This window comes from Sphingobium sp. MI1205, from assembly GCF_001563285.1.
Lineage (GTDB): Bacteria > Pseudomonadota > Alphaproteobacteria > Sphingomonadales > Sphingomonadaceae > Sphingobium.
Genome location: NZ_CP005188.1, coordinates 436,414 through 461,909, shown reverse-complemented (window position 1 = coordinate 461,909; position 25,496 = coordinate 436,414). Strand labels below are relative to the sequence as shown.

General features: G+C 58.8%; 24 protein-coding genes and 1 pseudogene. 7 read left to right on the top strand and 18 right to left on the bottom strand.

Annotated features, from left to right (window positions below; genetic code table 11):
• Window positions 1-231 precede the first annotated feature (231 nt).
• Window positions 232-1,443, bottom strand: coding sequence for an IS256 family transposase (locus K663_RS02290; protein ID WP_011950834.1), 1,212 nt, complete (start codon window positions 1,441-1,443; stop codon window positions 232-234).
• A gap of 285 nt (window positions 1,444-1,728) precedes the next feature.
• Here K663_RS02290 and K663_RS02285 point away from each other — a divergent pair, with 285 nt between their 5' ends.
• The 3 genes from K663_RS02285 (at window position 1,729) to K663_RS02275 (ending at window position 3,653) form a co-directional block, all read left to right on the top strand.
• Entirely contained in the window at window positions 1,729-2,127 is a 399-nt protein-coding gene (locus K663_RS02285) for an antitoxin Xre-like helix-turn-helix domain-containing protein (protein ID WP_044661475.1), read from the top strand.
• Complete coding sequence (locus tag K663_RS02280) at window positions 2,127-2,840, top strand: RES family NAD+ phosphorylase (protein WP_044661474.1); 714 nt, start codon at window positions 2,127-2,129, stop codon at window positions 2,838-2,840. Before K663_RS02285 ends, K663_RS02280 begins: the two co-directional genes overlap by 1 nt.
• Window positions 2,841-3,215: 375 nt before the next feature.
• The gene (locus tag K663_RS02275; protein ID WP_062120175.1) at window positions 3,216-3,653 is read left to right on the top strand and encodes a hypothetical protein; all 438 of its coding nucleotides are present in this window, start codon (window positions 3,216-3,218) and stop codon (window positions 3,651-3,653) included.
• On the opposite strand, the gene K663_RS02270 is transcribed toward K663_RS02275, so the two are convergent.
• From K663_RS02270 to K663_RS02260, 3 genes are all read right to left on the bottom strand, one after another.
• Window positions 3,650-4,213 carry a hypothetical protein gene (locus K663_RS02270; protein ID WP_062113551.1) on the bottom strand — a complete coding sequence of 188 codons (564 nt, stop codon included), beginning with the start codon at window positions 4,211-4,213 and terminating at the stop codon, window positions 3,650-3,652. The two genes, K663_RS02275 and K663_RS02270, sit on opposite strands and share 4 nt — an antisense overlap.
• A 295-nt stretch (window positions 4,214-4,508) precedes the next feature.
• Window positions 4,509-5,867 (bottom strand): IS1182 family transposase, encoded by a 1,359-nt coding sequence (locus K663_RS02265; protein WP_044661472.1) that lies wholly within the window; start codon window positions 5,865-5,867, stop codon window positions 4,509-4,511.
• A gap of 109 nt (window positions 5,868-5,976) precedes the next feature.
• Complete coding sequence (locus tag K663_RS02260) at window positions 5,977-7,059, bottom strand: IS5 family transposase (protein WP_044661470.1); 1,083 nt, start codon at window positions 7,057-7,059, stop codon at window positions 5,977-5,979.
• Window positions 7,060-7,508: 449 nt separating this feature from the next.
• Between K663_RS02260 and K663_RS23155 the strand changes: the two are divergent.
• Window positions 7,509-8,266: pseudogene (locus K663_RS23155) on the top strand (IS5 family transposase).
• Here the strand turns inward: K663_RS23155 and K663_RS25200 are convergent.
• The 3 genes from K663_RS25200 to K663_RS24580 all read right to left on the bottom strand — a co-directional run bounded on the left by K663_RS25200 (window position 8,197) and on the right by K663_RS24580 (window position 10,172).
• A complete protein-coding gene (locus tag K663_RS25200) occupies window positions 8,197-8,457 on the bottom strand; it encodes an endonuclease domain-containing protein (RefSeq protein WP_443018997.1) in 261 nt (86 codons plus the stop codon). The pseudogene K663_RS23155 and the gene K663_RS25200 overlap by 70 nt on opposite strands.
• A gap of 391 nt (window positions 8,458-8,848) precedes the next feature.
• On the bottom strand, window positions 8,849-9,232 hold the full coding sequence (locus tag K663_RS25195) for a DUF2628 domain-containing protein (protein WP_083535806.1): 384 nt from the start codon (window positions 9,230-9,232) through the stop codon (window positions 8,849-8,851).
• A complete protein-coding gene (locus tag K663_RS24580) occupies window positions 9,219-10,172 on the bottom strand; it encodes a hypothetical protein (protein ID WP_201026664.1) in 954 nt (317 codons plus the stop codon). Before K663_RS24580 ends, K663_RS25195 begins: the two co-directional genes overlap by 14 nt.
• Before the next feature lie 187 nt (window positions 10,173-10,359).
• On the opposite strand from K663_RS24580, the gene K663_RS02235 reads away from it, so the two are divergent.
• On the top strand, window positions 10,360-11,442 hold the full coding sequence (locus K663_RS02235) for an IS5 family transposase (protein ID WP_044661470.1): 1,083 nt from the start codon (window positions 10,360-10,362) through the stop codon (window positions 11,440-11,442).
• A gap of 369 nt (window positions 11,443-11,811) precedes the next feature.
• On the opposite strand, the gene K663_RS02230 is transcribed toward K663_RS02235, so the two are convergent.
• The 3 genes from K663_RS02230 to K663_RS02220 form a co-directional block, all read right to left on the bottom strand.
• Window positions 11,812-12,297 (bottom strand): RES family NAD+ phosphorylase, encoded by a 486-nt coding sequence (locus tag K663_RS02230; RefSeq protein ID WP_044661469.1) that lies wholly within the window; start codon window positions 12,295-12,297, stop codon window positions 11,812-11,814.
• Window positions 12,294-12,728, bottom strand: a complete 435-nt coding sequence (locus K663_RS02225) for an antitoxin Xre/MbcA/ParS toxin-binding domain-containing protein (protein WP_145902203.1) — start codon at window positions 12,726-12,728, stop codon at window positions 12,294-12,296. The genes K663_RS02230 and K663_RS02225 overlap by 4 nt, the downstream gene beginning before the upstream one ends.
• Window positions 12,729-13,057: 329 nt before the next feature.
• A complete protein-coding gene (locus tag K663_RS02220; protein ID WP_044661468.1) occupies window positions 13,058-14,590 on the bottom strand; it encodes a Fic family protein in 1,533 nt (510 codons plus the stop codon).
• Window positions 14,591-14,744: 154 nt separating this feature from the next.
• On the opposite strand from K663_RS02220, the gene K663_RS02215 reads away from it, so the two are divergent.
• The gene (locus K663_RS02215; RefSeq protein WP_044661467.1) at window positions 14,745-15,221 is read left to right on the top strand and encodes a hypothetical protein; all 477 of its coding nucleotides are present in this window, start codon (window positions 14,745-14,747) and stop codon (window positions 15,219-15,221) included.
• Window positions 15,222-15,407: 186 nt separating this feature from the next.
• On the opposite strand, the gene K663_RS02210 is transcribed toward K663_RS02215, so the two are convergent.
• From K663_RS02210 to K663_RS02170, 8 genes are all read right to left on the bottom strand, one after another.
• Window positions 15,408-16,241, bottom strand: coding sequence for an EcsC family protein (locus K663_RS02210; RefSeq protein WP_062113542.1), 834 nt, complete (start codon window positions 16,239-16,241; stop codon window positions 15,408-15,410).
• 125 nt (window positions 16,242-16,366) lie between these two features.
• Window positions 16,367-17,086, bottom strand: coding sequence for a hypothetical protein (locus tag K663_RS02205; protein ID WP_145902202.1), 720 nt, complete (start codon window positions 17,084-17,086; stop codon window positions 16,367-16,369).
• Between the two features lie 167 nt (window positions 17,087-17,253).
• Window positions 17,254-19,284, bottom strand: coding sequence for a hypothetical protein (locus K663_RS02200; protein WP_235589490.1), 2,031 nt, complete (start codon window positions 19,282-19,284; stop codon window positions 17,254-17,256).
• A 126-nt stretch (window positions 19,285-19,410) separates the two neighbouring features.
• A complete protein-coding gene (locus tag K663_RS02195) occupies window positions 19,411-19,842 on the bottom strand; it encodes a hypothetical protein (protein ID WP_052628192.1) in 432 nt (143 codons plus the stop codon).
• Between the two features lie 526 nt (window positions 19,843-20,368).
• Window positions 20,369-20,944, bottom strand: coding sequence for a hypothetical protein (locus tag K663_RS23140; protein ID WP_083535804.1), 576 nt, complete (start codon window positions 20,942-20,944; stop codon window positions 20,369-20,371).
• Window positions 20,941-21,438, bottom strand: coding sequence for a hypothetical protein (locus K663_RS02180; RefSeq protein ID WP_044661463.1), 498 nt, complete (start codon window positions 21,436-21,438; stop codon window positions 20,941-20,943). Before K663_RS02180 ends, K663_RS23140 begins: the two co-directional genes overlap by 4 nt.
• Window positions 21,439-21,579: 141 nt before the next feature.
• The gene (locus K663_RS02175; protein WP_044661462.1) at window positions 21,580-21,939 is read right to left on the bottom strand and encodes a hypothetical protein; all 360 of its coding nucleotides are present in this window, start codon (window positions 21,937-21,939) and stop codon (window positions 21,580-21,582) included.
• Window positions 21,936-22,472, bottom strand: a complete 537-nt coding sequence (locus K663_RS02170) for a hypothetical protein (RefSeq protein ID WP_044661461.1) — start codon at window positions 22,470-22,472, stop codon at window positions 21,936-21,938. Before K663_RS02170 ends, K663_RS02175 begins: the two co-directional genes overlap by 4 nt.
• A 336-nt stretch (window positions 22,473-22,808) precedes the next feature.
• Between K663_RS02170 and K663_RS02165 the strand changes: the two genes are divergently transcribed.
• Window positions 22,809-25,496, top strand: coding sequence for a PD-(D/E)XK nuclease family protein (locus K663_RS02165; RefSeq protein ID WP_044661460.1), 2,688 nt, complete (start codon window positions 22,809-22,811; stop codon window positions 25,494-25,496).

Below are 25,496 nucleotides of genomic sequence, written 5' to 3'. Positions count from 1 at the left end.
TCGCCTTATTCGCCGCAATGGCAACGCGGATGATTGAACTTTTGACTTCATTCGTTGCTTGGAGCCCAAAATTCAGCGGTCCACGGAAGGCGGGTAGCCATCTCAAGCTCCGCCATCATCTCTCGCACCGGCCCGCTTGGCACCTCAGCGTCGTCGTTCCGCGCCAAGCGATCATTCCGGTCGCGTCCGTCAATGTGGTGTAGAATTGGGTGTGGCCAGCGGGCTGCATTTTCAGGCGGCCTTGGGTGTAATCTGTAGCGGCTGTGCCTCCTCGATCATTGGTGTAGCAAGGGCGGCCATGCCCTCGATCTGCATGTAGCGGTGCTGGAGCTGGTATTCGTCATTCTGCTCCAGCAGGACGGCGCCGACGAGGCGGATGATGCTATCCTCGTTCGGGAAGATGCCGACGACATCGGCGCGGCGCTTCACTTCCTTGTTCAGGCGTTCCAGTGGATTGGTGGAATGTAATTTGACGCGGTGCTGCTCGGGGAAGGTCATGTAGGCCAGCACGTCGTGCTCGGCATCGTCCATGCAGGCGCCGAGCTTTGGCCAGCGGGTACGCAACTGGTCGGCGACCTGGCGCCAGACCTGTGTCGCGGCGGCATGGTCGGGCTGGAGGAAGACCTGGCGGATGGCAGCGGCGACGACGGTGTTCTGGCCCTTGGGCACGTAGGCCAGGGCATTGCGCATGAAGTGGACGCGGCACCGCTGCCAGGTGGCGCTGAGCACGCGAGTGATCGCTGCCTTGAGGCCCTCGTGGGCATCGGAGATGACCAGCTTCACGCCGGTCAGTCCGCGGCGTGCGAGGTCCTTGAGGAAGCTCGACCAGAATGGCTCGGCTTCGGAGGGTCCAATGTGAAGGCCAACGATTTCGCGCTTGCCCTCGGTGTTGACGGCAACGGCTATTATCGCGGCGACACTGACGATCCGCCCGCCCTCGCGCACCTTGAGGTAGGTAGCATCGAGCCAGAGGTAGGGCCAGTCGCCGGTGAGCGGCCGCTTAAGGAAGGCATGGACACGTTCGTCGATATCCTTGCACAGCTTGGACACCGAGGATTTGGAGATGCCGGTCATGCCCATGGCCTGCACCAGCTCGTCGACACGCCGGGTGCTGACGCCGGCGATCCACGCCTCCTGGATCACCGCGACCAGCGCCTTCTCGACGGTCTTCCTGGGTTCCAGGAAGCCAGGGAAGTAGGCGCCGGTCCGTAGCTTGGGAATCCTCAGGTTGAGCGTGCCGAGCCGGGTATCGAGGCTGCGGTCGCGGTAGCCGTTCCGCCAGGTCGTCCGGTCGCCGGAGCGCTCGTGTCGGCTAGCGCCGACCAGGCCATCGACGTCGGCCTCCATGATGATCTGTAATACGCTCTCGGCGATCGTGCGCAGGAAATCTCCATCTCCAGTCTTCGCCATCAGCTCGGCAAGCGGTAGTCTGTCGTCGGTCATCGGGATCAACTCCTCGGTGGGCGTGTGAAGTGTGGTAACTCCACCTTACCGATGAGCCCGGTGGCCACCGAGATCGAAATCGCATGGGGTGGGGCATGCCCCACCCCATGCGATCATCTCAATCTACACCAGAAATTACACCACGAGCGCGGACGCTAACATCATTCCTGGCCTGATCCAAACAGGTGATCGCAAGCGATGGGCCATCATTTCGTATGAAAAAGTGACCGATCTTGACATCATGTACGGATATCATACATCTCCATCGAGAGAAGGAGACTGCAAATGGCCACAGTTGCCCAGTCCGGAGCCCTAGCCAAAGCGCCAAGCCGTAAGGACCTGACCGGTCCGGCGCTGCGCACCTTCTTCCGCATTGCCGATGCCTGGGGCCTCAAGGAGGCCGAACAGATGAAGCTTCTCGGGCTCGATAAGCGCTCCACTTTTCAGACTTGGAAACGCGGCGCCATTGCAGCAATTCCCAAGGACGCACTCGAGAGAATTTCCTATGTGCTGGGCATCTACAAGGGACTCACGATACTCCTGCCTCGCACCGCCGACGAATGGGTGCGCAAACCGAACGACGCGCCGCTGTTCGCCGGGCGTCCAGCGATCGAACGGATGACTTCGGGCAATGTCGCCGACCTTTATGTCGTGCGCCAATATATCGACGCGCAGCGCGGATAATGGATGCCATTCCGAAAGCGCGTGTGCGCTGGCAACCATGCTATCGGATCATCGCAAGCCGCTTCCCGCCCATATCGCTGTTCGAGGACGTTGCCCATCCCGCCGATCTCGAAGCGGTCTATGCGATCGAGGCGATGACCAACGACCGGCTGCGCGATGAGATCGGTGACCTTGCACTGGTGCCGCCGGAGGATCGCGTATCCGGGCCGGGCACCTCTGTCATCATGGCCGCCTTTACCCATCTCAATCCAGACGGAAGCCGCTTTTCCGATGGCAGCTTCGGCCTGTTCTATGCAGCCAGAGAGATCGAGACCGCGATCGCCGAAACCAGCCATCACCGCGCGCGGTTCATGGCGCTCACTCGGGAACCGGCGCAGGAACTGGACATGCGCGTATATGCGGTCGATCTCGACGCAGAATTGCATGATATCCGGGATCTGCGCGAGGCGCTGCCTGACCTCTACGCCGTTGACAGCTACGTCTCCGGCCAAGCACTTGCGATCGAGTTGCGCAGCCGTGGGGCAGACGGCATCGCTTATCAGAGCGTGCGCCATCCGGGCGGGGAATGCGCCGCTGTGTTCCGTCCCCGACTGCTCACCGACTGCCGTCAAGAGCGGCACCTGTGCTATGTCTGGGATGGGCAGGCGATCATTGCCGTCTATGAGAAGAAGGCGTTTAACCCGCAAAACACCGTGGTCGATAATGCGGGTTAAAAGTTTTCATTTAGATTGCGCACGATGACCCGTGAGGCGCACGGTGGCTGACCGGTTCTGGCCGTTTCGCGAATAGCGAGTTAGAGGCTGGCGACTCGGCAAAGCTGCCATTCCCGCCGCCGATGAACCTGCCGCGCCGCCATCGACCATGTTTGGTTGCTCTGCCTTACACGCCCTTATGAGGAAGTCTACAATGGCACACAAGGACATCCAGACTGGTCATTTCTTAATCATCAATTTTTCACGTCCATGCACGCTTGGAAAATGCGAGTCTTGCCTTCCTAATGACGCCAACCGAAAAAGCTGGCCCTGTGTCCCGGGCACGATCGCATATAGATGCGCGATCCGAGACATATGACAGGGATGGAATTTTCGATGTCGAACGCACAGCCGAAATCAGATGCGTATAACCCAGAAGGCCCCTGCGTCGGGATATTCTGGCGTGTACCGACCTCCAACGGGCCGAAACTGGTCAGCCATGTCGTCAGCCTCAAGGACGCAGATGAATACGGCGATTTCCTGACCCATCCAACTGGGCATTATGAAGTCTGGGAAGCCTGGCGCGCGGCCGGGTCGGCCGCCTTAAAGCGGATAGGTTTGCCGATAGAAATTGTCTCATCTGAGTATGAGGAACATCCACGCGGTCGCGTCGTGTTCGACCGCCGCGCGGAGCAATTCATAGTCTATGCGGATCGAAGGCTGCAGAAAGCCGCAATCATCTCTGACATAGCGGAACTGTTCGCCATCGGCGGCCATCCCCACATAGTGCGATCCGATTCACACTATGTCGCTCGGCCCATGTCTGATCGTTAGGAGGCCATCAGCGCTTTCACCCTTTCGATCTGCGTTGCCTTCTTTGCTCGATCAGGATGGGGTAGGCCAATGGCCTTGACCTCGTGGCCACTGGCAGTCTGATAGGTGTGCCAGTTCAAAGGTTCGACCAGCGGACGTACCTTCTGATCTTCCAGTGTCGGAGGGAACTGATCCCAGCCCTTCTTCGTGAACACAAACAGCTTGTCCGGCTTATACTTGTCGAGAATTCGCTGAACCCGGGCGCGCCCCGCCTCGTTCTGCTCTTTCGTGCCATTATTGTTCCATTCCGATCGTGCGCCGACGATACTGGGCACGAAATTGAAGAAGAGCACAGAATTCCAGAAACCCGCCCGATCGTCGCAGCCGAAATAACCGGGTACCCGATTAAAGAACTGTAGATTGGGATATTCCCCGGAAATCACTTTTTTCAGGCAATTCTCAGTCATTGCGGCATTATCCGGTTCATCGGACGTGTGAGAGTGGCCCGCGATAGCGATCCGTTGCCCTGCGATGCCGCTTTGTTGATAGCCAGCAGGACACCATACGCGATGCTCGATCATCTCACTCCCTTACGTTACATTGAGACGGCCCACCCTTCGCATATTATTCATATGGGCGCGATTTCTTGTTCAGATCAAGAGTCTAATTGATAGAATTCCCGTTTGTGAGCCGCGAGCCGGTGCGGATTGGTCAAGGGCGTATTTCCAAACAGACTCTTCGCAAAATAGCTGACGGTCCGCTGTGGGTAATGGGATTTGGGCGTCGAACGACTGTGAATGGCAGATAGTGTTGAAAAAGTCGGCTTTTCCCGAGGCAGGGCTCCAAGCAGGAATATCCTGAGGGGCGTCTTGAGGATCAGCCCGTTGCTGGTTGCAGCTTCATCGGGAGAAGCCTTGCCATCTTGCGGAGGTTCTGGGCGGTAGCGGCGAGGAGAAACTCGTCTTTTGCGCCATTTGGTCCCCGAAGGCGCAGTCGATCGAGCTTCAGTATGCGTTTCAGATGCGCGAACAGCATCTCGACCTTCTTCCGTTCCCGGCGTGAGGTGACATAGGCGTCGGTCAACGACAGATCGCGGGCCAGATCGCGAGCGCCTTCATGGACTGACCGCAGAATTTTGCGGACAGGTTGGCCTGGACAGCAGTCCGGCTTGAGCGCGCAAGCGTCACAATCGGCTTTAGACGCGCGATATCGCATGAAGCCATCCTGATCGACGCCAGGACGAGCTGCTGCGAAATTGCGGTTATATCGCTTCAGATCCTTTCCTCCCGGGCAGACATAGACATCGCGCTTATGCTCGAAGCGGAACGCGGGCCGTTGGAAGCTGTCGGTGCGCCTGTTGCTATGATCGAACACCGGAATGTGCGGCTCGATCCCTTTCTCATGGACCAACCATGCCAGATTTTCTGCAGAGCCATAGGCGGTGTCCGCCGCCAGTCGCGCGGGCCAGATTTCGAACCGGTCCTGCACACGATCGATCATTCGCCTCGCCGCTGTCAACTCAGCCTGACGTACCGCCGTGCTCGCTTCCACATCCATGATGACGGCGTTCTTCAGGTCGATCAGATAATTGGTGCAGTAGGCGAAGAAGGCCTGTCCGCCTTTGGCGCTGGTCCAGCGTGCAGCAGGATCGGCCGGCGACAAGAACTTCGGTACGACAGGTGTCGCGCCGCCAAACGCCGCATCGTCGAGCACCGCCAGATATTCGTTTACAGCATGGTTGGTCGCCTCTGGCGGCAAGGGTTCACCACCGCGAACCCCACGCTGGCGATTGGCATCGGCCGCGATCAGGCTGGCATCGACGGCAAAGCCTTCACCGCCAACCAGTCCCTCCATTATGCAACGCTCCACCGTCGTCTCGAACAGCGTGCGCAACAGATCACTGTCGCGGAACCGGCCATGGCGGTTCTTGGAAAAGGTCGAGTGGTCGGGCACATCGCCTTCCAGCCCTAACCGGCAGAACCAGCGATAGGCCAGGTTGAGATGTACCTCATCGCACAGCCTGCGTTCCGAGCGGATCCCCATGCAGTAGCCGATGAGCAGCATCCGGATCATCAGTTCCGGGTCAATCGATGGCCGTCCCGTCTCGCTGTAATAGGGCCGCAAATGCTCGCGAATGCCGGACAGATCGACGAACCTATCGATAGATCGCAGCAGATGGTCTGCCGGCACGTGTCGTTCCAGGTTGAAGCTGGACGGCTCGAAAAACGTCAGGATTTTGCGCTGTCATGGAGGCGCTGGCGCGGGGCGGCCTGACTGACCGCCTTGTGGGCTTGTTTTCCCTAGTTCTGCGGGCTGATCTGCTCCTTGGTGGATCGTTTCGGTATCAAGCAGACGCAGTTCGGCCTTCGAGCCACGCGAGGCGCTGGAAATTATAGACCAGGTTGGCCATGCCGATCTTGATCCTGGCGCGGGCGATACCGATGGTGCGGACGACGAGGCCCATGCGGTGCTTTTGCCCGGCAAAGACATGTTCGACGGCAGCGCGGACCTTTGACCGCTTTGCATTGGCCCTCGCTATCCGCCCGGGCAGCGGCCGCCGGGGCAACCGCTTCTGGTGGATGTTGCTGGTGAACATGCCCCTGGCGAGGAACGCCTCGTTCTTCTTCGATCGATAGGCGGTATCGGCCCAAACGCCCGAGGCGGTGTTCTCCTTGCTGATCAGATCGGGTAGTCGCGCCCCATCATGGGCATTGGCGGCGCTCGCATCCCAGGTGCGGATCAGCCCATGAGTCCGATCGATGCCGATATGGTTTTTATAGCCGAACATCGGAATGGCCAGATCGACCGGCTTTGCCGCCGTGGGATCGGCGCCTTCCCTGACCTTGGCCTTGGTATATTTGATCGACCAGCGCGCATCGCGGTCTTTCTGCCGGACCTTGGCGGGCGTCCAGTCCTGGGGAATACGACCCTCCTTGATGGCGGTCTTCTCCTCCTGGGTGTTGCGCTGCTTGGGCGCGGGCACGACGGTGGCGTCGATGATCTGCCCGCCCATGGCCAGATAGCCTCGATCCTTGAGCGCGGCATCGAAGCGCGCGAATAGCCGGTCGATCGCCTTGGCCTTTACCAGCCGTTCGCGGAACAGCCAGACCGTGGTGGCATCGGGCACGGTGCCCTCCAGCCCGACGCCCAGGAAGCGCTGGAACGAAAGCCGGTCCTTGATCTGGAACTCCGTCGCCTCGTCGGACAGCGAATACAGCGCCTGCAGAACGAGGATCTTGAACATGAGCACCGGATCGAACGGCGGGCGCCCGCCCTTATTGCGGGGTCCGCGTCGCAGTGCGGCCACCAGCGGCCCCCGGAATAGCTCGAAATCCACCACAGCCGATAGCCGTTCCAACGGATCACCCGCCGCGCTCAGCGCCTCGTAACGGTCCGAAAGATCAAAAAAACCAGGCTGCCCTGCCATCACCGCCTCCGCTCGTCGCGAAAGCCAATGAATCATGCAGCGAAGCTAATCACCAGCGGTTTTTCGAGGCGTCCAGCTGTAAAACAGCGCTTCCTGCGCCACCGTCCGCTCGCCCATCATCGGCCCATCTCCGTCCTGTATGGACAGTGAATCAGACCCCGAAGGCTACTTCAAGCCAGAGTTTTTCAACACTATTGTCCGATTCCGGACTGGCGGGTTAGCGGCAGGCGACTCGGCAGAGCTGCCGATGCCATTGTTGAAGATCCCCCTAGAATCTGTCGGCATTCACCTAATTGCCGCCCTGGCATTTTCAACCCTCTTCACAGCCTCAACAGAATTCTGAAACACCAATTGCGCTGGTATTCTTAGGGTCCAAACCCAATCAGCCTCTTGAAAATCTGCGCGCACATTGATTCAGGGAGTCTCCGCTGAAGCAGGAGGTCCCGAGGATGTCGCGTTCATTGTTCTGGTTGTCGGATGAAGCGTGGGCTGTGATCGAGCCGCACTTGCCGAAGAACCAGCCTGGCGCGCGGCGGGTCGATGATCGGCGGGTGATCTCGGGCATCATTCACATGCTCAAGTGCGGTGGCCGCTGGGCGGACTGCCCGTCCGAATACGGCCCTGCGACAACAGTCTACAATCGCTGGAACCGGTGGAGCCGTCGGGGCATCTGGACCCGCATCCTTGCGGCATTGACCGAGGAAGGCTGGATTGCGGAAACCGGCCAGATCGACAGCAGCTACATCAAGGCCCACCGCTCTGCCGGTGGCGCAAAAGGGGGGCGCGAGCCAATGCCATTGGCATCTCGCGTGGCGGCCGGACGACGAAGATCCACGCCCTTGTCGATGTCCTCGGGCGGCCTCTCCGCCTCGTCCTGACACCCGGCAATACATCCGATGTGAAGGGCGCGGACCTGCTGATTGGCGAAACCATTGGCATGAAGCGGGTGATCGCCGACCGTGGCTACGACGCAAACCGCATCAGGGCTGCCTTGCGCGAGCAGGGCACGATTCCGGTGATCCCCGGCCGTCGCAATCGCAAGCGCCCGATCCAGTATGACGAACGCCGCTACAAGGACCGCTGGCGGGTCGAGGCAATGTTCTGTCGTCTGAAGGACTTCCGGCGCATCGCAACCCGTTACGACAAGCTCGCCAGGAACTTCCTATCAGCCGTAAGCCTCGCTGCCGCCGTGGCCTTTTGGCTGTGATTGAGTCTCGACCCTAGGACTGTGTAGCCCTCTCGTCTCATGTCTTCGTCCCTTTGGCGGTCGCGTGCGACCGCCTCGGGAGAGGAATGATAGGTAGCTCCATCAATTTCCACGACAAGTTTGTCATCGACCAAAAAATCCGCACGGTACTGGGACGACGCATGTCCCGTGTAAATCCGCAGTCGTCCCATCGATATTTGACTACGCAGCCGCAATCCTTGTCCCTCGATGGCACCCGGCCCGGTTTGCAGGGAATAGGCTGATATCATGGCATCGAGGAAAGCTGCCTCTGCGGGAGATTCGCACGCCCATCGGATATCCTCTACACTTACCGGCGCATTGATCGAGGCCTCGATCTGTGCCTGCTGCGCTCGCCGTGCGGGGGCTTCGACAATGTCTCGGTAGACACTCCAAGCGATTAACCCTCCCAGGAAAAAAAGTGGGAAGAAGATAAAACCGAGAAGAATGCAAACGACTGCAAGAAAGCCACGTTGAAAAAAGGTCAATGTTATGCCTTTAAAATCGAAAATATGTCGCATACTCCCAAAGAGTACACGGGATACGATAGAAGTAGTTTTTCGATTATCTGGCGTGTGATTTTACGGCGCCCGCTTTATTTTCTGCTCTTACCACTCCACGGAATTCAAAGCCCCCCCTAAGATACCGAGCCTTGCGCCACTTGTTCCCCCGTGCACCATAAACTAGGCGGATTCCCAATCCGATGAGAGCAATAACTAAGATTGCCATCGCCGCAGGTTCGGGAAACTCAGTAGGCTCGCGACCTCTCTCAAGTCCATTGGAAGCGATATTCAAAACCAACTCGATTGGAAGCATAATTATGGCAGCTAAAAAGAATCCGCTAAACAAGGACCATAATGACCCAAAGAAGAATGCGGGCCAACACCACCCGTTTTTCACTGCTCTAGAACTTCCTTTGGAGTTTTGGTATATACTAAATTCCCTCATTTACTCCCCCATTAGTATGGCCGCCGTCCTGCATCCGCTGGAAACAGCCGGTGAACTCCATTAGTGCCAATTCAAGTGAATCCAGAATCTCGCGTTCTTCATCAGAGTAAAATGGCTTTCCTATTAGTCTCGCCAGAAATCTTTTAGATAATGACCATCCCCATATCGGGAACAATAAACATTTTGCAGCATCAGCTTCCCATTGAAGCACGTCCGCTGAAGGACGAATGCCCCCCAGACAACTATTGATTACATTGATAGCGCTTTGCGTTGGCCCAATAGCTTGACGAGTTTGCAGGTCAGCGTACCGAACGCTTTCTGTTTCCTGGTTTATTTCCTTAGTCTTTGATCGGGAATGCCAAGCGGCTATCGCGACAACCGGGGCTAAAGCTACCCCGCCTAAAACTAAGGTGCCGCCGGCCATACCTGCTCCACCGGCGGCTAGTGCGCCACCGCCGAACCATGCCAGCGTGGCATTGGTGGCGGCTACTCCTGAAAGTGTCGAAATGGCGGTGCCTGTCGATGCCGAACCTATTAGCGCAACCAACGACCAAGAGCCTGCTGCCACAGCCGCTCCCGCCCCCGCGCCGCCAGCGACTGAAACAGATGAAGAATATTCCTCAATAATACGATCGACGTTATTTAAACGAATTTCTTGACCGAATTCAGCACTTCGCAGGCTTTTTTCGGGCAGAGAAGCGGCATGGCAACGATCAACATAGCGCAGAATTTTCCTTGCTTTCTTAGCTGATTTGAAGCTGTCAATTACCAATTCTCCGAGATTTGATAGATTATCTATCCTCGTGCGCTCCAGGTAGTATAGCCTATTTCGATTATCTTCGTATTCTCGGTAGACTGATGCGTAGGTGGCCTTCGCAGCCTCAAGCTGCTCGTATCCGCCGAGCGTCACGAGATTCATTGCGAAATCTTTGAAGTTCACCAATGCCCCCGACCCCAAATAATTGCCCTATTATCAGGCATTATTACTCAAAGGTTGATTTTTCCAGCGTCTCACCAGCTTGCGGCGAAATCGGCATGGGTGGCGAGATAGTTGGACGCCTCGAAAAACCGCTGGTGATTAGCTTCGCTGCATGATTCATTGGCTTTCGCGACGAGCGGAGGCGGTGATGGCAGGGCAGCCTGGTTTTTTTGATCTTTCGGACCGTTACGAGGCGCTGAGCGCGGCGGGTGATCCGTTGGAACGGCTATCGGCTGTGGTGGATTTCGAGCTATTCCGGGGGCCGCTGGTGGCCGCACTGCGACGCGGACCCCGCAATAAGGGCGGGCGCCCGCCGTTCGATCCGGTGCTCATGTTCAAGATCCTCGTTCTGCAGGCGCTGTATTCGCTGTCCGACGAGGCGACGGAGTTCCAGATCAAGGACCGGCTTTCGTTCCAGCGCTTCCTGGGCGTCGGGCTGGAGGGCACCGTGCCCGATGCCACCACGGTCTGGCTGTTCCGCGAACGGCTGGTAAAGGCCAAGGCGATCGACCGGCTATTCGCGCGCTTCGATGCCGCGCTCAAGGATCGAGGCTATCTGGCCATGGGCGGGCAGATCATCGACGCCACCGTCGTGCCCGCGCCCAAGCAGCGCAACACCCAGGAGGAGAAGACCGCCATCAAGGAGGGTCGTATTCCCCAGGACTGGACGCCCGCCAAGGTCCGGCAGAAAGACCGCGATGCGCGCTGGTCGATCAAATATACCAAGGCCAAGGTCAGGGAAGGCGCCGATCCCACGGCGGCAAAGCCGGTCGATCTGGCCATTCCGATGTTCGGCTATAAAAACCATATCGGCATCGATCGGACTCATGGGCTGATCCGCACCTGGGATGCGAGCGCCGCCAATGCCCATGATGGGGCGCGACTACCCGATCTGATCAGCAAGGAGAACACCGCCTCGGGCGTTTGGGCCGATACCGCCTATCGATCGAAGAAGAACGAGGCGTTCCTCGCCAGGGGCATGTTCACCAGCAACATCCACCAGAAGCGGTTGCCCCGGCGGCCGCTGCCCGGGCGGATAGCGAGGGCCAATGCAAAGCGGTCAAAGGTCCGCGCTGCCGTCGAACATGTCTTTGCCGGGCAAAAGCACCGCATGGGCCTCGTCGTCCGCACCATCGGTATCGCCCGCGCCAGGATCAAGATCGGCATGGCCAACCTGGTCTATAATTTCCAGCGCCTCGCGTGGCTCGAAGGCCGAACTGCGTCTGCTTGATACCGAAACGATCCACCAAGGAGCAGATCAGCCCGCAGAACTAGGGAAAACAAGCCCACAAGGCGGTCAGTCAGGCCGCCCCGCGCCAGCGCCTCCATGACAGCGCAAAATCCTGACGTTTTTCGAGCCGTCCAGTTTGCTTTGGCTAATCTGCGACCCTGATCAGTCCTATAAACGAACGGACAGGTGCTCTGTGATAATGCCGTTGGTGCCTCTGGGTAACTTTCGTGACGGAAGCTCTCGGCCCAGCCGATGTGAGACTTGGCAACTCAATGGCCGGAATGACGGGTTCCGGGATCGCCATCTGCGTCCTGCGGTGGCAGAGATTGGCGCACTGTGCCCCGGCCGATGGTCCGCGCAAAAAAGTGGCTAAATCTGGAACAGGCGCAGGTCCCAAGGTACCGGACTCGCCATGTCGTGAGTGATCTTGCCCGCGTCGGGGTGACGCAGATTTATGAGAAAGTTGCGCTCGATTCGACCGCCGGGAATTGATGGGACGATGAGTATGCACGAGCGACATTCGAGACACCATGTGGCACCGAAGGTCTTCGAAATCGAATCGTCGATCCCGTCCCAGCCCGGATGGGAAGTCTGCGGGAATTCTTCGTAGCTGACGCCCGGCGGAATCGTGAGGCGGATGTAGTGCTGGTTCCCGGGAAGCACCCCGTTGAAGTGGGCGAGTTTCTCGATCAGCGCGGTCGCATAATGCTCAGAGGTGTAGAGCATCGGGCTGTTCGGGGTGTTCCAGCGTCCCGGGAAAAGGCGGGCTCCCTCGTCATCATAGATTGGATGCTTTCCTGCAGGGTCACCGATCCGGTAGCTGTAGAGAACCCTGTCAACGATCCCCGGCTTCAAGCGCCGCCGCCATAGGCCGCTCGGCCGAGGAGATTGATAACAAGATCGGCACCAATTCCCGTGTCGGTAGCCACGTCAATCGGCCTCTGGTTCTCAAGCATTGGGTGCGAACGGTAGAGAAACTCGCGCGCCTTGATCTCGTCGTGATAGATCTCCATCGCAAATTCCCAGACCTTGGCGACGGATGCGACACGATTGCCTTCGTCAACGGTGAGCTTTGGCTCGCTGGCGCCTTTGCGCCGCGTCAGCGTTGCACGGGGCACGAAGCGATACGGGAAGCTAGCGTCGTCCGGCGCGATAGCCTTCGACAACCGCTCTAGCGAGGAGAGCGGGAGTCCAGCCTTGATGCGGTTCGCGATCGCCAGCGGCGATCGCGGGCCTGTCTTTAGCCCGAGCGAGTCAGCGAGGCCGCATGCTTCCGCGATCATCATTATTCTCCGTCGTTCATATGAGCCATACATATGGCTCATATGGTCAAAAGACAAGATCGAATCGGTCGGACAATGGAGCTTGCTCCTCCCTGCAACCCGAGACAGCCTCAGCTAAACCCAGCCGTGCGTTCAACCCGCTAGAAAGCAAATTGATGCAGAGCCATCTTTGTCCGGTTCCAAGTAACCGCGGCACTTGAATGACCGCCCTTGGCGCGATGCCGAACGGCTACTGGTCGATGCGACTGGCGGCAAGCTTGGTGGGGTACAGGGATCCTAGTGTGCCGCCCACGTGATCGCCACCGCAGATAGCCTCGGGTAATCACATACTCTCAGAAAGCGTTTGCCGCACGAGGTATATCCCCCGCTTCGGCCATCGCCCACTGCACCGCCTGCTCCATCACGACGATCTCGGCATCGGTCAGTTCGTCGAACTGAGCGCGCTTGCTATTGGAAAGACGTCCGCCGTTCTGAAGCATCAGGCGGATCAGCAACGCGGCGCGGCGGTCTGGCATATCGACGATTGTGCGGACCCCTTCCATCGCGCGTTCAAACATAGCCAGGAAGCCCAGTTCTTCGCGCATCTCCGTACGGACAGCATCGATAACGCGGTCATAGAGATATTCGGCAAGCGGCGTGGCGTCGAAAAAGCGGTAGAGCAGCGCGGTCTCGCTGCGGACCTCGATCTCGCGCTCGCTGGTCCAGCCCCAATCGATCGCGGTTAACAGGGGTCTTGAAAAGCTCTCCAGCACCGCGTCATAGCTGCGCTGATCGCGGACGATGGCGGCCGACACAGGGAAGATCATGCTGTCAGGGCTGAAACCGGTCTTGCTCAGCACATGATGAACGATGAAGCGATGGATGCGACCGTTGCCGTCCTCGAACGGGTGAATGAAGACAAAGGCGAAGGCCGCGACTGCAGCTGCCACGACAGGCTCGATGTCGTCGGCGAGCATCCGCGCCGTCAGCGCCATCCAGCCCATCATCAGCGAGGGAACGTCTTCAGGTCGGGGGCAGATGAAATGCACCTCCTCGCGGAGATCAACGGTCGTCTCGCCGACGAAATTCTGGAAGCTGCGCCAGTCGGTCGCGGCATAGCGGCGATCGACGATCGCATTTTGCAGCCGGACGATCGCTTCCTTGTCGCCCGTGTCAAAGCTGGAGGCGGAGCGCAGCGCGGCGACGAATGGCTCGGTCCGATCCGGGTTGGGTACCTCCCCTTCGATCGCGAAGGATGCGCGCGTCTCCTTGGTGAAGAGATGCCGCACCGCGCGGGCAAGCACGGCTGGGTCATAGCGTTCGATGATCGCCCATGCTTCGGCATCGATATGGACGCCGATCTGCTCTTCCAGCTTCGCCGTGCGGCGCACCGTGGGGCACAGGTCCGGCGTGCCGAGCAGATTATCGATGACGCGGTGACGCGACGAGTTCCGCCGCGCCCCGACCATATACTTCTTCGGATCGAGCGCCTCGACATAATTGCCGGCCGCGGCATCGGGCACGTCGAGACGTTCGCCGGTCAGATACTCATAGAAGAACCAGGCGCGCCGCGCGTAGCTGCCGCTCGGCTCGGTGCGCACCCATGCCGCGACGACCTCGGCGTCGATGGCAACGAAGGTTGCGGCCAGCACGCCTAGATCCAGGGATTCATAGCGCAGGGCAAAGCGCAGGTTGGCGATGACATTGTCACCGGTCGCATAGGAACGCGGGTAGAGCTCGACAGTGCGACCAGCGATTACTTCGGTGCGCCGCGCACCCGAGACGAGGTAGCTTTCGGTATAGGGCGGCGGACTTTGCGGTGCGAACGTCGCTCGCAGCCACATATGGCCCAGCTTCGGCCGACCGTCACCCATGTCATCGTTCATGTAAAAATGCTTAGCGGGATACGAAAACGATTACCAATGACATCCTCTATCCAAGATTGGTTATGAAATTAACGTGATGGGCTTCCGTGGTGCAAACGCTTTCGCCGCGACTCACTCTTCAACGACGATGTGTCAGCCGCGACAAGCTGGCAGGATGAAGGTCGTGCGCTGCGCCGATCTTCGCTTCATCCACGACGGGCGCAATGTCGAGGCGGCCGGGGTCATACTGGTGCGGCAGCGACCCGGGTCAGCCAAGGGTGTGCTGTTCGTCACCATCGAGGACGAGACCGGCGTTGCCAACGGCATCCTTTGGCCGAACAGGTTCGAGATCTATCGACGGCGGGTCATGTCGGCATCGATGATTGCCATGCGCGAGCGGCTACAGAAGGAGGGCGAAATCATTCACATCATCTGCGATCGGATCACCGATCATGATGACATGCTGCGGTCGATCGGGCGAGCCGAGTTCAACATTGCGCCGAGTCGCGGTGATGGCGCCAGCCATGGCGGTGGCCCTGACCCCCGCGATCCGGGCTTGCCGCATGGTCGCGCACTGGCGCCACCACCTATCGATACGGCAGCTCTACCGAGCGACGATCTCCTGCCCGTCCGTAGTCACGATTTCCATTGACCTGTTCCGAGTATCAACACGGACAGATTCAGGCTACCGCTCGTTCCCTACCCAGCGTTGAATGGCAGGACGCAGTGCGCCTTGAGTTCAACTGCCCGTTCCAACATGGCATCGCTGGAGACGCGAGCCGACCGAGCCCAAGCCTAAAACGTGTGGACCTCGATCGAGCGCGGCGTCTCTTATGCGTTACGCCACGGTCATTGCAGGTATTTTCGTCGCGCTCTTCTTCCTTCTACGGGTCGAGACGATGCGCTCGAAACAAGCGCGAATCTGATCCGTGTCATGCTCCTTCTCCAGCCGACGAAGTCTGAAATGAACATGCGCCATGGTCTGATAGTAGGACGAGAAGGCTGAGTTGATCGCCGCGCCAGTGACAGCCCCGATGATGGGCGTAGACTGCAGAAGGATCTTCTCGCTGACAACCACGCCGAAACGAGGAAGAATCGTCTTCATGAGTTCGGCGGTAGCCTTCCCGGAAAGCGCCAGACGGCTGGCGAACAAGCCGGTCTCGGCGTCATCGTCTTCGGTAAGGGGGCCGCCGAAACCGAAAACGGCAAGGCATTGTGCGCGGACGGCCTCATCGTTTAGGTCTTCGCCATATCCCGTCGCGATCTGCTGGATCGACCGCAGGATCAGGGTCGTCGTCACAGGCAGATCGATAAGTGTCGTGGATATTCCGCCGAGGCCGCCGGCCGCTCCCGCAACGCTGGTGGCAAACCTGTGCCAAGTCTCGCCCTGAGCCCAAGAAAGGGCCTTGTTTAAAAGCGATTGATTTTCTTGATCGGGCTGGGTGGCAAATGCGAGCCGATAGCTCTCCTTCAAGGCAAGGTCCGTAGCCTCCTCAATGAGGTGCTGCCAGTTTGCAGGAACCTTGTGGATCAGGTCGTCCGCTTTGGCCCCGACCCAACTGGCTAGCTTGATGATGAGCCCACCAGACTCGATGTACAGTGCCGCCACGCTCTTCAGTTCATCAAGTTCATCCTGATTGAAACCACTGCATGCATTCCCAAGATCATTCACAAAAGGTGCCCCCAAATTTGACGTGGGGACGAATGCGAGATTTCATCGATTTTGCAAAGACCTAATCAAACGCCAGCCGGAGTTTATAGGCGATCAGTCGATGGCTCTCGCCTAAGTCCGCCCATTCACGACGCTGCCTGATCGCCTACAAGGCCGTTGCTTTCGCGATGCGGAATGCTGAAGTGATAACGAGCAATGTTCTCTAATGTATCGGTACGGGTTGTATGAGCGTTTTGCTGGCGCGTGTAATAAATGATCTCAAATGTCATAGATGTCTCGATCTTCAGCCGATGAACAGCTGCTTCCGAATGCCGATCGACCGGGATTACTAACGCAGGCTGCAATTCACGCATCACCTCGACGAACCCCAACTGGTACGCCCGATCAATGACATCCTGCTTGAGCGCACTTCCCTTGTCGTGCCGGGTTCGAAAGGGGACCAGATAGGGATAGGCAAGCTGCCATAGGCTTTGATGAGTCGCCGCCAAGATGGCATTGATGTGGCGCCATTGCGCCCCCCACGAAGGCATGCCCAAGCGATATGCCCGATTCATTTGCTCGAACGATTGAACATCGTCGAATAGGCTGATCCTCTTTGCAGCATCGTACAACTTGGCGTCTCCCGCGGTAGGACGAAAATCATCCTTCCCGCCCGCCGGATTGACAGAGACGATGGCCAACCCACCGCTCGAGTAGTTCTCCCCTACCATTCCCGGTACGGCCACATCGGCTTGGGATGAGGGCGCAATTGGTCGCAGTTGCTCGTCTGAAGACCCGAAGATGTCTTGCCGTGTGATTTTCGCACGTTCGTGCCAAAGCTTCGCCAACATGCTTCGATCAGCCATATCCATCATCTCCGTCACTCGCGCCAACTGAGCCGCTTCGCCACTGAATGTCGAGTTCTTCCTATCCGAATCGGTTGAATTGCGAGCAGTTTCCCTCCGCGACCCGAAGGCTTGGCCTATCCAAGTTCTTCTACTGGGGCCGGCTGAGCCGGCCCCACTTTTCCAGATCAAGCGGCTTCCCAGACCCGGTTCAAAATTTTAGCGGCCATCGCTGCTTTGTCTTGAGGAAGGAACCGACCGTAATGCTTTGCTACCATCTCCGGAGTGTCCTGAATGGCATAGCTTGCCTGTTCGTAGGAGCCGGTGTGCTTGAGGATGTGCGTGGCTAGGACGTCCCGTACGTTGTGCGGCCCATGCGGCAGCAATCCTTTGATTGCACCTCTCCCGGTATAAGGATTGAAGACACCATAGCGCTGGATCACAAGCCTCCACGCTTCATAGAATGTATTTTGATTGTATGACGCGTCCCGACTGGTCCTCTTGACCGTCTTGACGAAAAAGGTGCCAGGGTCTTCCGCACCGTTGAGCAGAGCAAGGCGATGCCGCTCGATATAGGCGCTCATATGGTCATAGAGACCGCCGAGATCGGGCAGGACCAACCGGAAGGGCTTGCCGGCGAAGAAGGATGAATGGGCATTCTTGAACGCGACAGCAGGCACAAAAACTTCCCAGCCATGGTCGCGCTCGCTCCAGCGAATTTCACCGCGCTTCTGCGCCTCAAGCTGCCGTTCTGAACGCGGCAGATGCCCTCGCGGGCAGACCATCAGCTGCCGCAAGTTTTTCTGTCGCAATCCAAGATGTAGGCCCAGACGAATGATGAGGTAGGAGCGAGCCACTTCCGCGGCCGCACGCGGAAACCGCCGCGCGTCTGGGCGAAGCTTCAGAATTTCATCGGCAATCTTCAGATATTCCGCCACCGGACTCGACGCCTCCAGGATCGGCAGTATCGGCTCAAACGGATCACGATGGATCCGCGCGACCCGCTCCACTTCCTTCACACGTGCGCCCGCATGCGCATGGAGAAAATCGCAAGCACCCTGCCAATCGGCACGCACAGCTGCGACTTCCTCAGCCGATATGAGTCCTGCAGCCGGCACGAGGCGCGAAGCGAGTTCTGGATGCTGCCGCAGCCATCCAGTCTCGGAACGGACCAACGCCATGGCATTGCGCAGCATGTCGCATTCCCAGCGAGTGAAGAAGCCGCGTCGCCGCTCACGCCACTGGGCATACCAGTCCCAAACGCGCGGAAAGATGAGCATGGCGAACGAGATGTCCTTCAGCGGCACGCCATGCCCATGAACGGCCCCCGACGGCGAGGCGGCCAAAGCGCCGAACATGAGGCCGAAATGCTCGATCTTCTGGGCTGTCGTTTCCTCGTTCCAGACCCCAATGCGTTGGAAACCGATATCTGTGAGGGTGGCGGTCTTGAAACGGATAAGCTCGGTCAGTTCCGACACAAGGCGAGGCGGCGCATCCACCACGCCGATATGGTCAGCCTGGTCACCGAGATCGTAAGCCCCAACGTTCGGAACCGACGCTCTTATCTGCTTGCCTGTCAGCGAAGGAAACCGGATCGCGTAGCGCAGCTTCATGGCTTGAGCCTGAAAGCGGCGATATTCGGTGGCGCCGGAGATCACGACGTTCTGAACCCAATCCAGGATCTCCTTCTGCTCCTTGAGCGGCCTTGAGTTAAAATCATCGGGCAGGTGCCAAGCCAGCCGCCGCTGCTCAGCTCTCGGCAGCCCCTTCACCAATAGACCAGAAGCCGCGCGCGCAGGGTTCGGCAGCTTCGATTTGAAGTAACCCATGGGCAAATCGTAGCGCCGCTCGATACGCGTTAGCAGCTCAAGACTCGTCGTTCTTTGCGGGGTGCGACGTCCCTCGACCCACGATTGCAGGGTCGCGCGATCGAACTTCTCCCCGGGTTGGATGATGGATCGGTGGAGTTGGTAATAGCTCTCGGAAAAGCGGCCCAGATGGAGGACCAGCGCTTCACGAAAAGAGGGGGGATCCACCCAATCTGTAAACTTTGGAACCGGGCGTTCCACGATCGGCGCAGGCGTGCGACCCCGCTTCAATGAGGCAGATTGATCCCCGTCGCCGTTGCTCCGGCGTGTTGTTCTTAGCATCGTCGAGATTTCCAAATTTTGATGGTCAATATCCAGCTTGGGCTGGCGACGCCTGAGATGCAGACGCAAAAAGCATGACGGCAAAGCTTCGCCTTCAACGTATCCCGCGTTGATGGCGACAAGTTCCGCGTCCGTGCGCGATCACGCCCTGTCAGGCATAGTTACATCCCATATGAGCGGGACCAAGCGTCGAAGCTAACGACAGATGCCGGCCGTCATGCCCCGCAACCTGCCTTCTAGCCGCTGGCGTGAGGCATGCAGCGCGGTCAGCCGTTCGGCAGCCTCTTCTTCATCTATGACCATCGACTCCCGGACGGCCTCGCCCGATCTGAAGGTGAGCATTTTCAGTACCAGATGCCATCGGCCACGATGATCGACGGTCACCGTCGCCGTCCCGTGGCACAAAAGGGACCGGAAGGAGTGATGTACGTTCCATTCGGCAAGTGATTTAGCCACGCCCTTCCCCTCTGCCGCGAACGCACCATTTTCACTTACCAATTCGCCCAGCGCCGCGAAGCGTTGGCCAACAAGATGCGGCAGGCTCACTGGGTCGCCCCGCCCAGGTATTTCCGATAGCAACAGGAGCGCTTCGCTGACGGCTGCCTCGGCTCGGGCGAATTCGTCCACGGCGCGTCCTCGCCATAAATTGACGTTGCTCCAAATTGACGGCCATGTGTCAGTCGCAGGTAGCGCCGAAGGGGTGATAGCAAGCACCGTTCGGCCTTATTCTTCATTCCTTGCTAAGCCGTTAGCTCTGATCAACGTTCAGGTTGAGCGACGCCACCTGCCCTGTGAGGCAGGCTTCTTCATGATACGCCGAATGTCCAAAAATTCTGTCGCATAGGCAAAGTGGACCACCATGAAAGCAGGTTTGCCACAGCGCAGAACGACTACCAGGTCATGCGTCGCCCGGGCGCAGACGGCGGCCGGGTGTTCCCGCATCATGCGCAGGTCCAAACGTATGACACGGCGAGGGTAACCGACTGGGAGCTTCGGCGCCTTTCGCCACCCAAGTTTATCAAGTTGACGCTGGATCACCCCGTGCTTCAATCTGCCGCGCTTCGCCCCTTGCCGCCAATGCGACTTGCTCATGGCACCTCGCGGATCATCATCAGCAGCAGGTTGACCCACCTGGTCGGCGGCTCGATCAGCTTCATAGGGCTTCCACCCCGTTGAACGCCAACCAGCTGGCAAGCGCTTCAGCCGCACCTGCATCGGAGCATGTGTCACGGGCGTGCAGACCAAACCCATTCGCAGTCAGCCGCCGAGCTGGCACCAAGATGTGGACATGGGGTTCGTTCGCAGAGCCCGCCAGGAATGGCGCATGCAGGACGAGGACAGCGGCAAGTTGCAGCTCGCGCACGAAATAGCTCAGTGCCCAGGCGCGGACGAGCTCCCAATCGGCGTGGAGAGGGCGGTCGGCATCGAGAATGATGTTGAACTGGGCATAACCATTCCGTTCGATCAGGGGCTGGGTAGCATCATAGCGTTCGAGCAAATAGCGCAGGTCCGCATATTCCCCTGGCGCACTGCTCGGAAGGAGAAGGTCATGCCGAGCCGCCCGATGGCCAGAGGGGTGGAGCTTCGCCAACACGGGGGCGGCGATCCCGATACGCGCCCCGTCTGACTTCCAATACCAACGCATGTACCGGAACTGAGGATGGGCGGGCCAATCGAGATAGAAGCAAGACAATTCCTCTGGACCCGACTTCGACTTCTTCTGGGTCATGCGACGTCCCTCCCTGCCGGCTGGATCTCGGTCGCACTAGGCCGCTGAATTGAGTTCGGCAGCATCGGGGGATTGAGGAAGAGTCCCTGACTATCAGCCCTGACAGTGAAGGATTGGTCTTCATGCGCGGGAACAAACCAGACCTGTCCGCCCAAAAGGCTTTGCCGATAATCCGACAGCCACTCGCCTTCGCCGTGAAAAAGAATATCGAAGCTGCATTGATATGCGTCGAACCGGACGAGCAGAGCGTCCATGCCGTAGAGGTCACCGATCTGGCCGAACAGCTGCTCGCCAAGGGGCCGAAATGCTGACGTACCAAGGATCAAGAGGTTGGCTTCCTGAAGCAGAAGCGCTCCACCCCCGAAAGCCGGATCGACGCTGATAGGCCCGCCGATTTCCCAAGCGACCTTGATCATCGCACGCTGGACTGCGTCACGGACGAACGGGATTGTTGGCGCACCCGAGCCGGGCTGCGCGTTCATCGAGCTAAACATACTTATTATCTTCCTTTTGGGGGCGCGATCCGCTGAGCTTGGACGCGCATCACCCCAAGATTTTCATCTCATCTGCTCAGTCACCTGAGCTCTTCTCATCCGATCAAAGCCGCTGCCGCATCGTGTCGGCAGCGCTCGTCCTCAATCGTCTTTGGGGTATCTGAGATTCAGCGATATCATCGGTCGCCCCAGCGGTTTTGTGAAACCGGCCCCGTGCTCCTCACAAAGGGTGGCATAGAGATAATTACCGACCATGAGCTCGCCAGCAGCTCCACACTCTTGGCACATGCGGGTCGAACGCTGCTCAGCGGCTGCAATGAGCGGCGCTGCCGCTTGGTCAGGCCGATCGATATAGACTCTCAGCTCCCCGAACTTCTCTTTGGCTTGCGTCACTCTCACCGAAATGCCAGCCGAATGCAGATCGGCCAACAGCTGGCGAAACAGCGGTCGCCATCCAGCGGGAAGGTACGATTCCCAATGCAAATTCTCGTCGTGGCTCATACGAAGTTTCCTCCGATTTCCGCGACCCAGCGAAGATCGGCGATCCGCAAGCCTGTCTCAGCAGAGACCGGATCACCAAACGGTGCTCCAGCTTCCTCTGCAACGCCGGTCGACCGAATGCTGAAAAAGCAGGGGTCGAGATCCCTATCCCGTGGATCTGCGACTACCCACAGCGGCGAATCGAAATCGGCAGACCAGAGCCGCAGGCCCCGGTGGAGGCGGACCTCGCCGGCCCGAGCGAGGATCAGCGAAAGATAATAGGTCTTCCGCCGAGAGGTGTCGCGCCCTGGCTTAAGGATAAGGATGTCCGTTCGTAACTGACGGACTGCCTCGATCAATTTGCTGAACGAAATTTCGCGACGCCAGTGACCAAGAACGAGCCCGGCCCGCTCACTGTAACGATATTGGCTCAGAATCTGCGGGAATAGCCCATCGCAGGGCTGAGTGGTCCAGCCCCCCATCTTGGCAAGCGCGCGAGCGGCATCTTCGCCGTCCGAGATCCGCTGCCGATCTTCTTCATTCACATATACCATATCTGGTCTCTTCGACTTGGCGCGGAGGCGGCTGCCCTCCGACGCCTAAGGAACATTTCACTTCTCAGCGACAGCCAAAATTCCCCCACTCGACCTCTCAAACATCCTGCTTCCAGCAGCCGCCTTGCGGGATTGATCCGGTGCCACCTTTCCGAGCAATTGGGCACAGCTTGGCGATACTAGAGGAAGGCGCCAAGGCTCTGTTTTCATGAGCCGAAACTGTGACGACCGATATTGTCGTGGACGCATTCATTAATGACATGACAAAGCATTTGCGCTTACGGCCAGCAATGCCGTGCGCTGACGAGGCAGCTCGCGGATGGGGGATAGTTAAGAATGAAGCTTATCTTCGGCCTTTCATGCAATGGCCGTTCCTTTCCGGATTTTCCGGGCCCGAATGAAGGCGTCTTCAATGCCGCAGTAGTGGGGCCACAAGGCCTGATAGAGATGCTCGAGGTGCAGCTTGGCCTCACAGCTCCCCGGGTGGCACATGCGGTTCGAGTTTCCAGCTACGCTACTAAATTGCGTACCGCGCTGGCCACAGCCCCGGACCTGTTCTTCGGTCAGTCCTTCACCCTTGATCCGTGGGCCACTGCCGCATCATTGCTCGATTGGCGAGATGAACTGATCGCCGGCGGCTGGTCCGGCAGCCCTATTGGCGCCGCACGTGTTGATGCATTCGCGGTGGTGGAAGAGGCCGGTCCGCCCCTTCCCCCCGGGGTCGCAGATCGCACGCGAACGCTCTGCGATGCGGTCAAGGCCCGTGCAAGCCTGCCGCTCGCTTCAATCGAGCTGGTCGAGCCCCGAGATTTGCTGCCGCCTCTCTGGCAGCGCCTTATCGATACGCTGGAGGGATCGGGGGTAGAAATCTCGCAGGCTCCTGCCTGTGCAATTTCCTCCAATGACCTGGGCCACGTGCAAGCCTTTCTCGCGAGCGGCTCACCCTCGACATTAGCAGGCGATGGTAGCTTTGCGATCGTCCACGCGGACACAGCCTTGGCGGCGGCGGAAGCAGCTGCAGAGTGGCTCGCCCATTGTTCGGAAACCGAGTTGCATGGCACGGTCATTGTGAGCGCTGACGGAGACACCGCGCTGCTGGACCGCGCGCTTCAAGCTCGCGGGCTTCCCGCTCTGGGCTTGTCGGCCTCGTCGCCATGGCGTGGAGCGCTTCAGGTACTGCCGCTCGCGTTCGCCGCTTCTTGGGCACCATTCAACGCGAACGCGATGCTTGACTTGCTCATGCTACCGCGCCCCCCGATCGCGCGACATGCGGCGCGCAAGCTCGCCTATGCACTGAGCCGCGAACCTGGCACGGGCGGCCCAGCCTGGCTCGCTGCATGGGGTAATATCGAGTCAGATCTTGCCGAAAGGATGTCCACAGAACCTCAAGAAAAGCGCGATGCGAAGCTTGCGGCGTGGAGGCAATGGACGTCTGGAGAATTATACCCGCGGCACGAAGGCATGCCTGCGGAGGCGGCCAAGTCGATCGCTTCTCGCGTTGCGCAATGGGCGCTCGAGACGAATGCTGGAAATGCTGATCCGCTTCTTCTGGCGCTAGTTGGTGCCGCACAGGCCCTCGTGCAAGCGATTGATGTGCTGAACGTCGAGATGCTCTCTCCGCTGCTGCTTGGACGCATGACAGACCAAGTGCTTGCGGACGGCGCTCAAAACCCCAACCACATAGCGACGTCGGGCGGTTTACGTGCCGTGCGTAATCCAGGCGCCATCTGGGGCGATGCTAAGAATGTACTTTGGTGGGACTTCAAAGGTCCCGGAGAACGCGTAAGCTCAACGCCATGGACCGCCGCGGAGGTTGCTGCTCTTAAGACTCATGGCTGCGAAATCGAATCGTCGGCCGCGGCCAGCGCCCGAATCGGGTGGAGCAATGCCAACGCAGTGCATCGCGCTGGGGAGCGCGTCATTCTTTTCTCACCGGCGCTTTCGGCGGGGGAGGAGACGACGAGCCATCCCCTCGCCCATCAGCTGAACCCATTGACGACACCTGCTAAGGACTTGATCCAATGGTCAGCAGAACAGTTATTGTACGGGCCGTATCATGAGCTCGCAGGGCACGAGATTCTCCGTGAAGCGATCACTCCAAACCTCCTGCCAGCACAGCGCCCTCGCTGGTCTCTGCCGGCATCTGTAATCGCCAAACTCGACGATCGCGTCGAAAGCGCCACCAGCTTGGAGCATCTCGCGGACTGCCAACTGCGATGGCTCATTCTTGACGTTTTGCGGCTCTCAGGCGGCCGGGTTGCTGAGATCCCTGGCACAAGCCAGCTGCTTGGCAACCTCGCCCATGAACTTGCAAATCGCGTTTTCCCGCCAGGCCCTGTGCCTGACCCAGCAGTCGTTTTCTCGCAAGCCAACAATCTGTTTGACGAGTTGCTTTGTGCGATCGCGACGCCGCTTCAGCAGCCGGAATATGCGGGTGAGCTTGCGTCGGCCCGGGTCAAAGTCCCAGCTGCTCTGGCCCAACTCGCACGTCTTCTACAGGCGATGGACGTAAAGGTGATTGGGACGGAAATCGAACGCGCGAGGAAGTTCGTCGATGGACCGGATGTAAAGGGCCGCATCGACATGCTGATAGAACACCCGACTCACGGCACCGGCGTAATAGATCTGAAATGGTCAAGGAGCCCAAAGAAGCGACGCAACGAGCTCGCCGAAGGTCGTTCGATTCAGCTCGCGACATACGGTGCGATAGCTAATTCCAACAGCACCACGCCTGCTCCAGGCGCATTCTATATGCTGAACCAGCGACAGCTGATCGGGCTGAGCGGCTCGTTCATGGCGGAGGAATCGGTCGAATCCGACCATAGCCTGTCCGACACATGGTCGAATCTCGTGTCGACGTGGCAGGTGTGGCTCGATCTAGCCCGGGAGGGGATTGCGGTTGCGACGGGTGCCGATGAGACCGAGGCCCACATACCGGCCGATCTCCCGATCGAGACGGGGGCCGAACCGTGTCGCTATTGCGAACTTACAGCGCTCTGCCGCGTAGGCGTGGAGGCCAACTGA

Excerpts from the sequence above, each read along its gene's own strand:
- K663_RS02290 (WP_011950834.1), bottom strand. The coding sequence starts at position 1,443 with ATGACCGACGACAGACTACCGCTTGCCGAGCTGATGGCGAAGACTGGA.
- K663_RS02285 (WP_044661475.1), top strand. The coding sequence starts at position 1,729 with ATGGCCACAGTTGCCCAGTCCGGAGCCCTAGCCAAAGCGCCAAGCCGT.
- K663_RS02280 (WP_044661474.1), top strand. The coding sequence starts at position 2,127 with ATGGATGCCATTCCGAAAGCGCGTGTGCGCTGGCAACCATGCTATCGG.
- K663_RS02275 (WP_062120175.1), top strand. The coding sequence starts at position 3,216 with ATGTCGAACGCACAGCCGAAATCAGATGCGTATAACCCAGAAGGCCCC.
- K663_RS02270 (WP_062113551.1), bottom strand. The coding sequence starts at position 4,213 with ATGATCGAGCATCGCGTATGGTGTCCTGCTGGCTATCAACAAAGCGGC.
- K663_RS02260 (WP_044661470.1), bottom strand. The coding sequence starts at position 7,059 with ATGGCAGGGCAGCCTGGTTTTTTTGATCTTTCGGACCGTTACGAGGCG.
- K663_RS25200 (WP_443018997.1), bottom strand. The coding sequence starts at position 8,457 with ATGGGACGACTGCGGATTTACACGGGACATGCGTCGTCCCAGTACCGT.
- K663_RS25195 (WP_083535806.1), bottom strand. The coding sequence starts at position 9,232 with ATGAGGGAATTTAGTATATACCAAAACTCCAAAGGAAGTTCTAGAGCA.
- K663_RS02235 (WP_044661470.1), top strand. The coding sequence starts at position 10,360 with ATGGCAGGGCAGCCTGGTTTTTTTGATCTTTCGGACCGTTACGAGGCG.
- K663_RS02225 (WP_145902203.1), bottom strand. The coding sequence starts at position 12,728 with ATGATGATCGCGGAAGCATGCGGCCTCGCTGACTCGCTCGGGCTAAAG.
- K663_RS02220 (WP_044661468.1), bottom strand. The coding sequence starts at position 14,590 with ATGAACGATGACATGGGTGACGGTCGGCCGAAGCTGGGCCATATGTGG.
- K663_RS02215 (WP_044661467.1), top strand. The coding sequence starts at position 14,745 with ATGAAGGTCGTGCGCTGCGCCGATCTTCGCTTCATCCACGACGGGCGC.
- K663_RS02205 (WP_145902202.1), bottom strand. The coding sequence starts at position 17,086 with ATGGCTGATCGAAGCATGTTGGCGAAGCTTTGGCACGAACGTGCGAAA.
- K663_RS23140 (WP_083535804.1), bottom strand. The coding sequence starts at position 20,944 with ATGACCCAGAAGAAGTCGAAGTCGGGTCCAGAGGAATTGTCTTGCTTC.
- K663_RS02180 (WP_044661463.1), bottom strand. The coding sequence starts at position 21,438 with ATGTTTAGCTCGATGAACGCGCAGCCCGGCTCGGGTGCGCCAACAATC.
- K663_RS02175 (WP_044661462.1), bottom strand. The coding sequence starts at position 21,939 with ATGAGCCACGACGAGAATTTGCATTGGGAATCGTACCTTCCCGCTGGA.
- K663_RS02170 (WP_044661461.1), bottom strand. The coding sequence starts at position 22,472 with ATGGTATATGTGAATGAAGAAGATCGGCAGCGGATCTCGGACGGCGAA.
- K663_RS02165 (WP_044661460.1), top strand. The coding sequence starts at position 22,809 with ATGAAGCTTATCTTCGGCCTTTCATGCAATGGCCGTTCCTTTCCGGAT.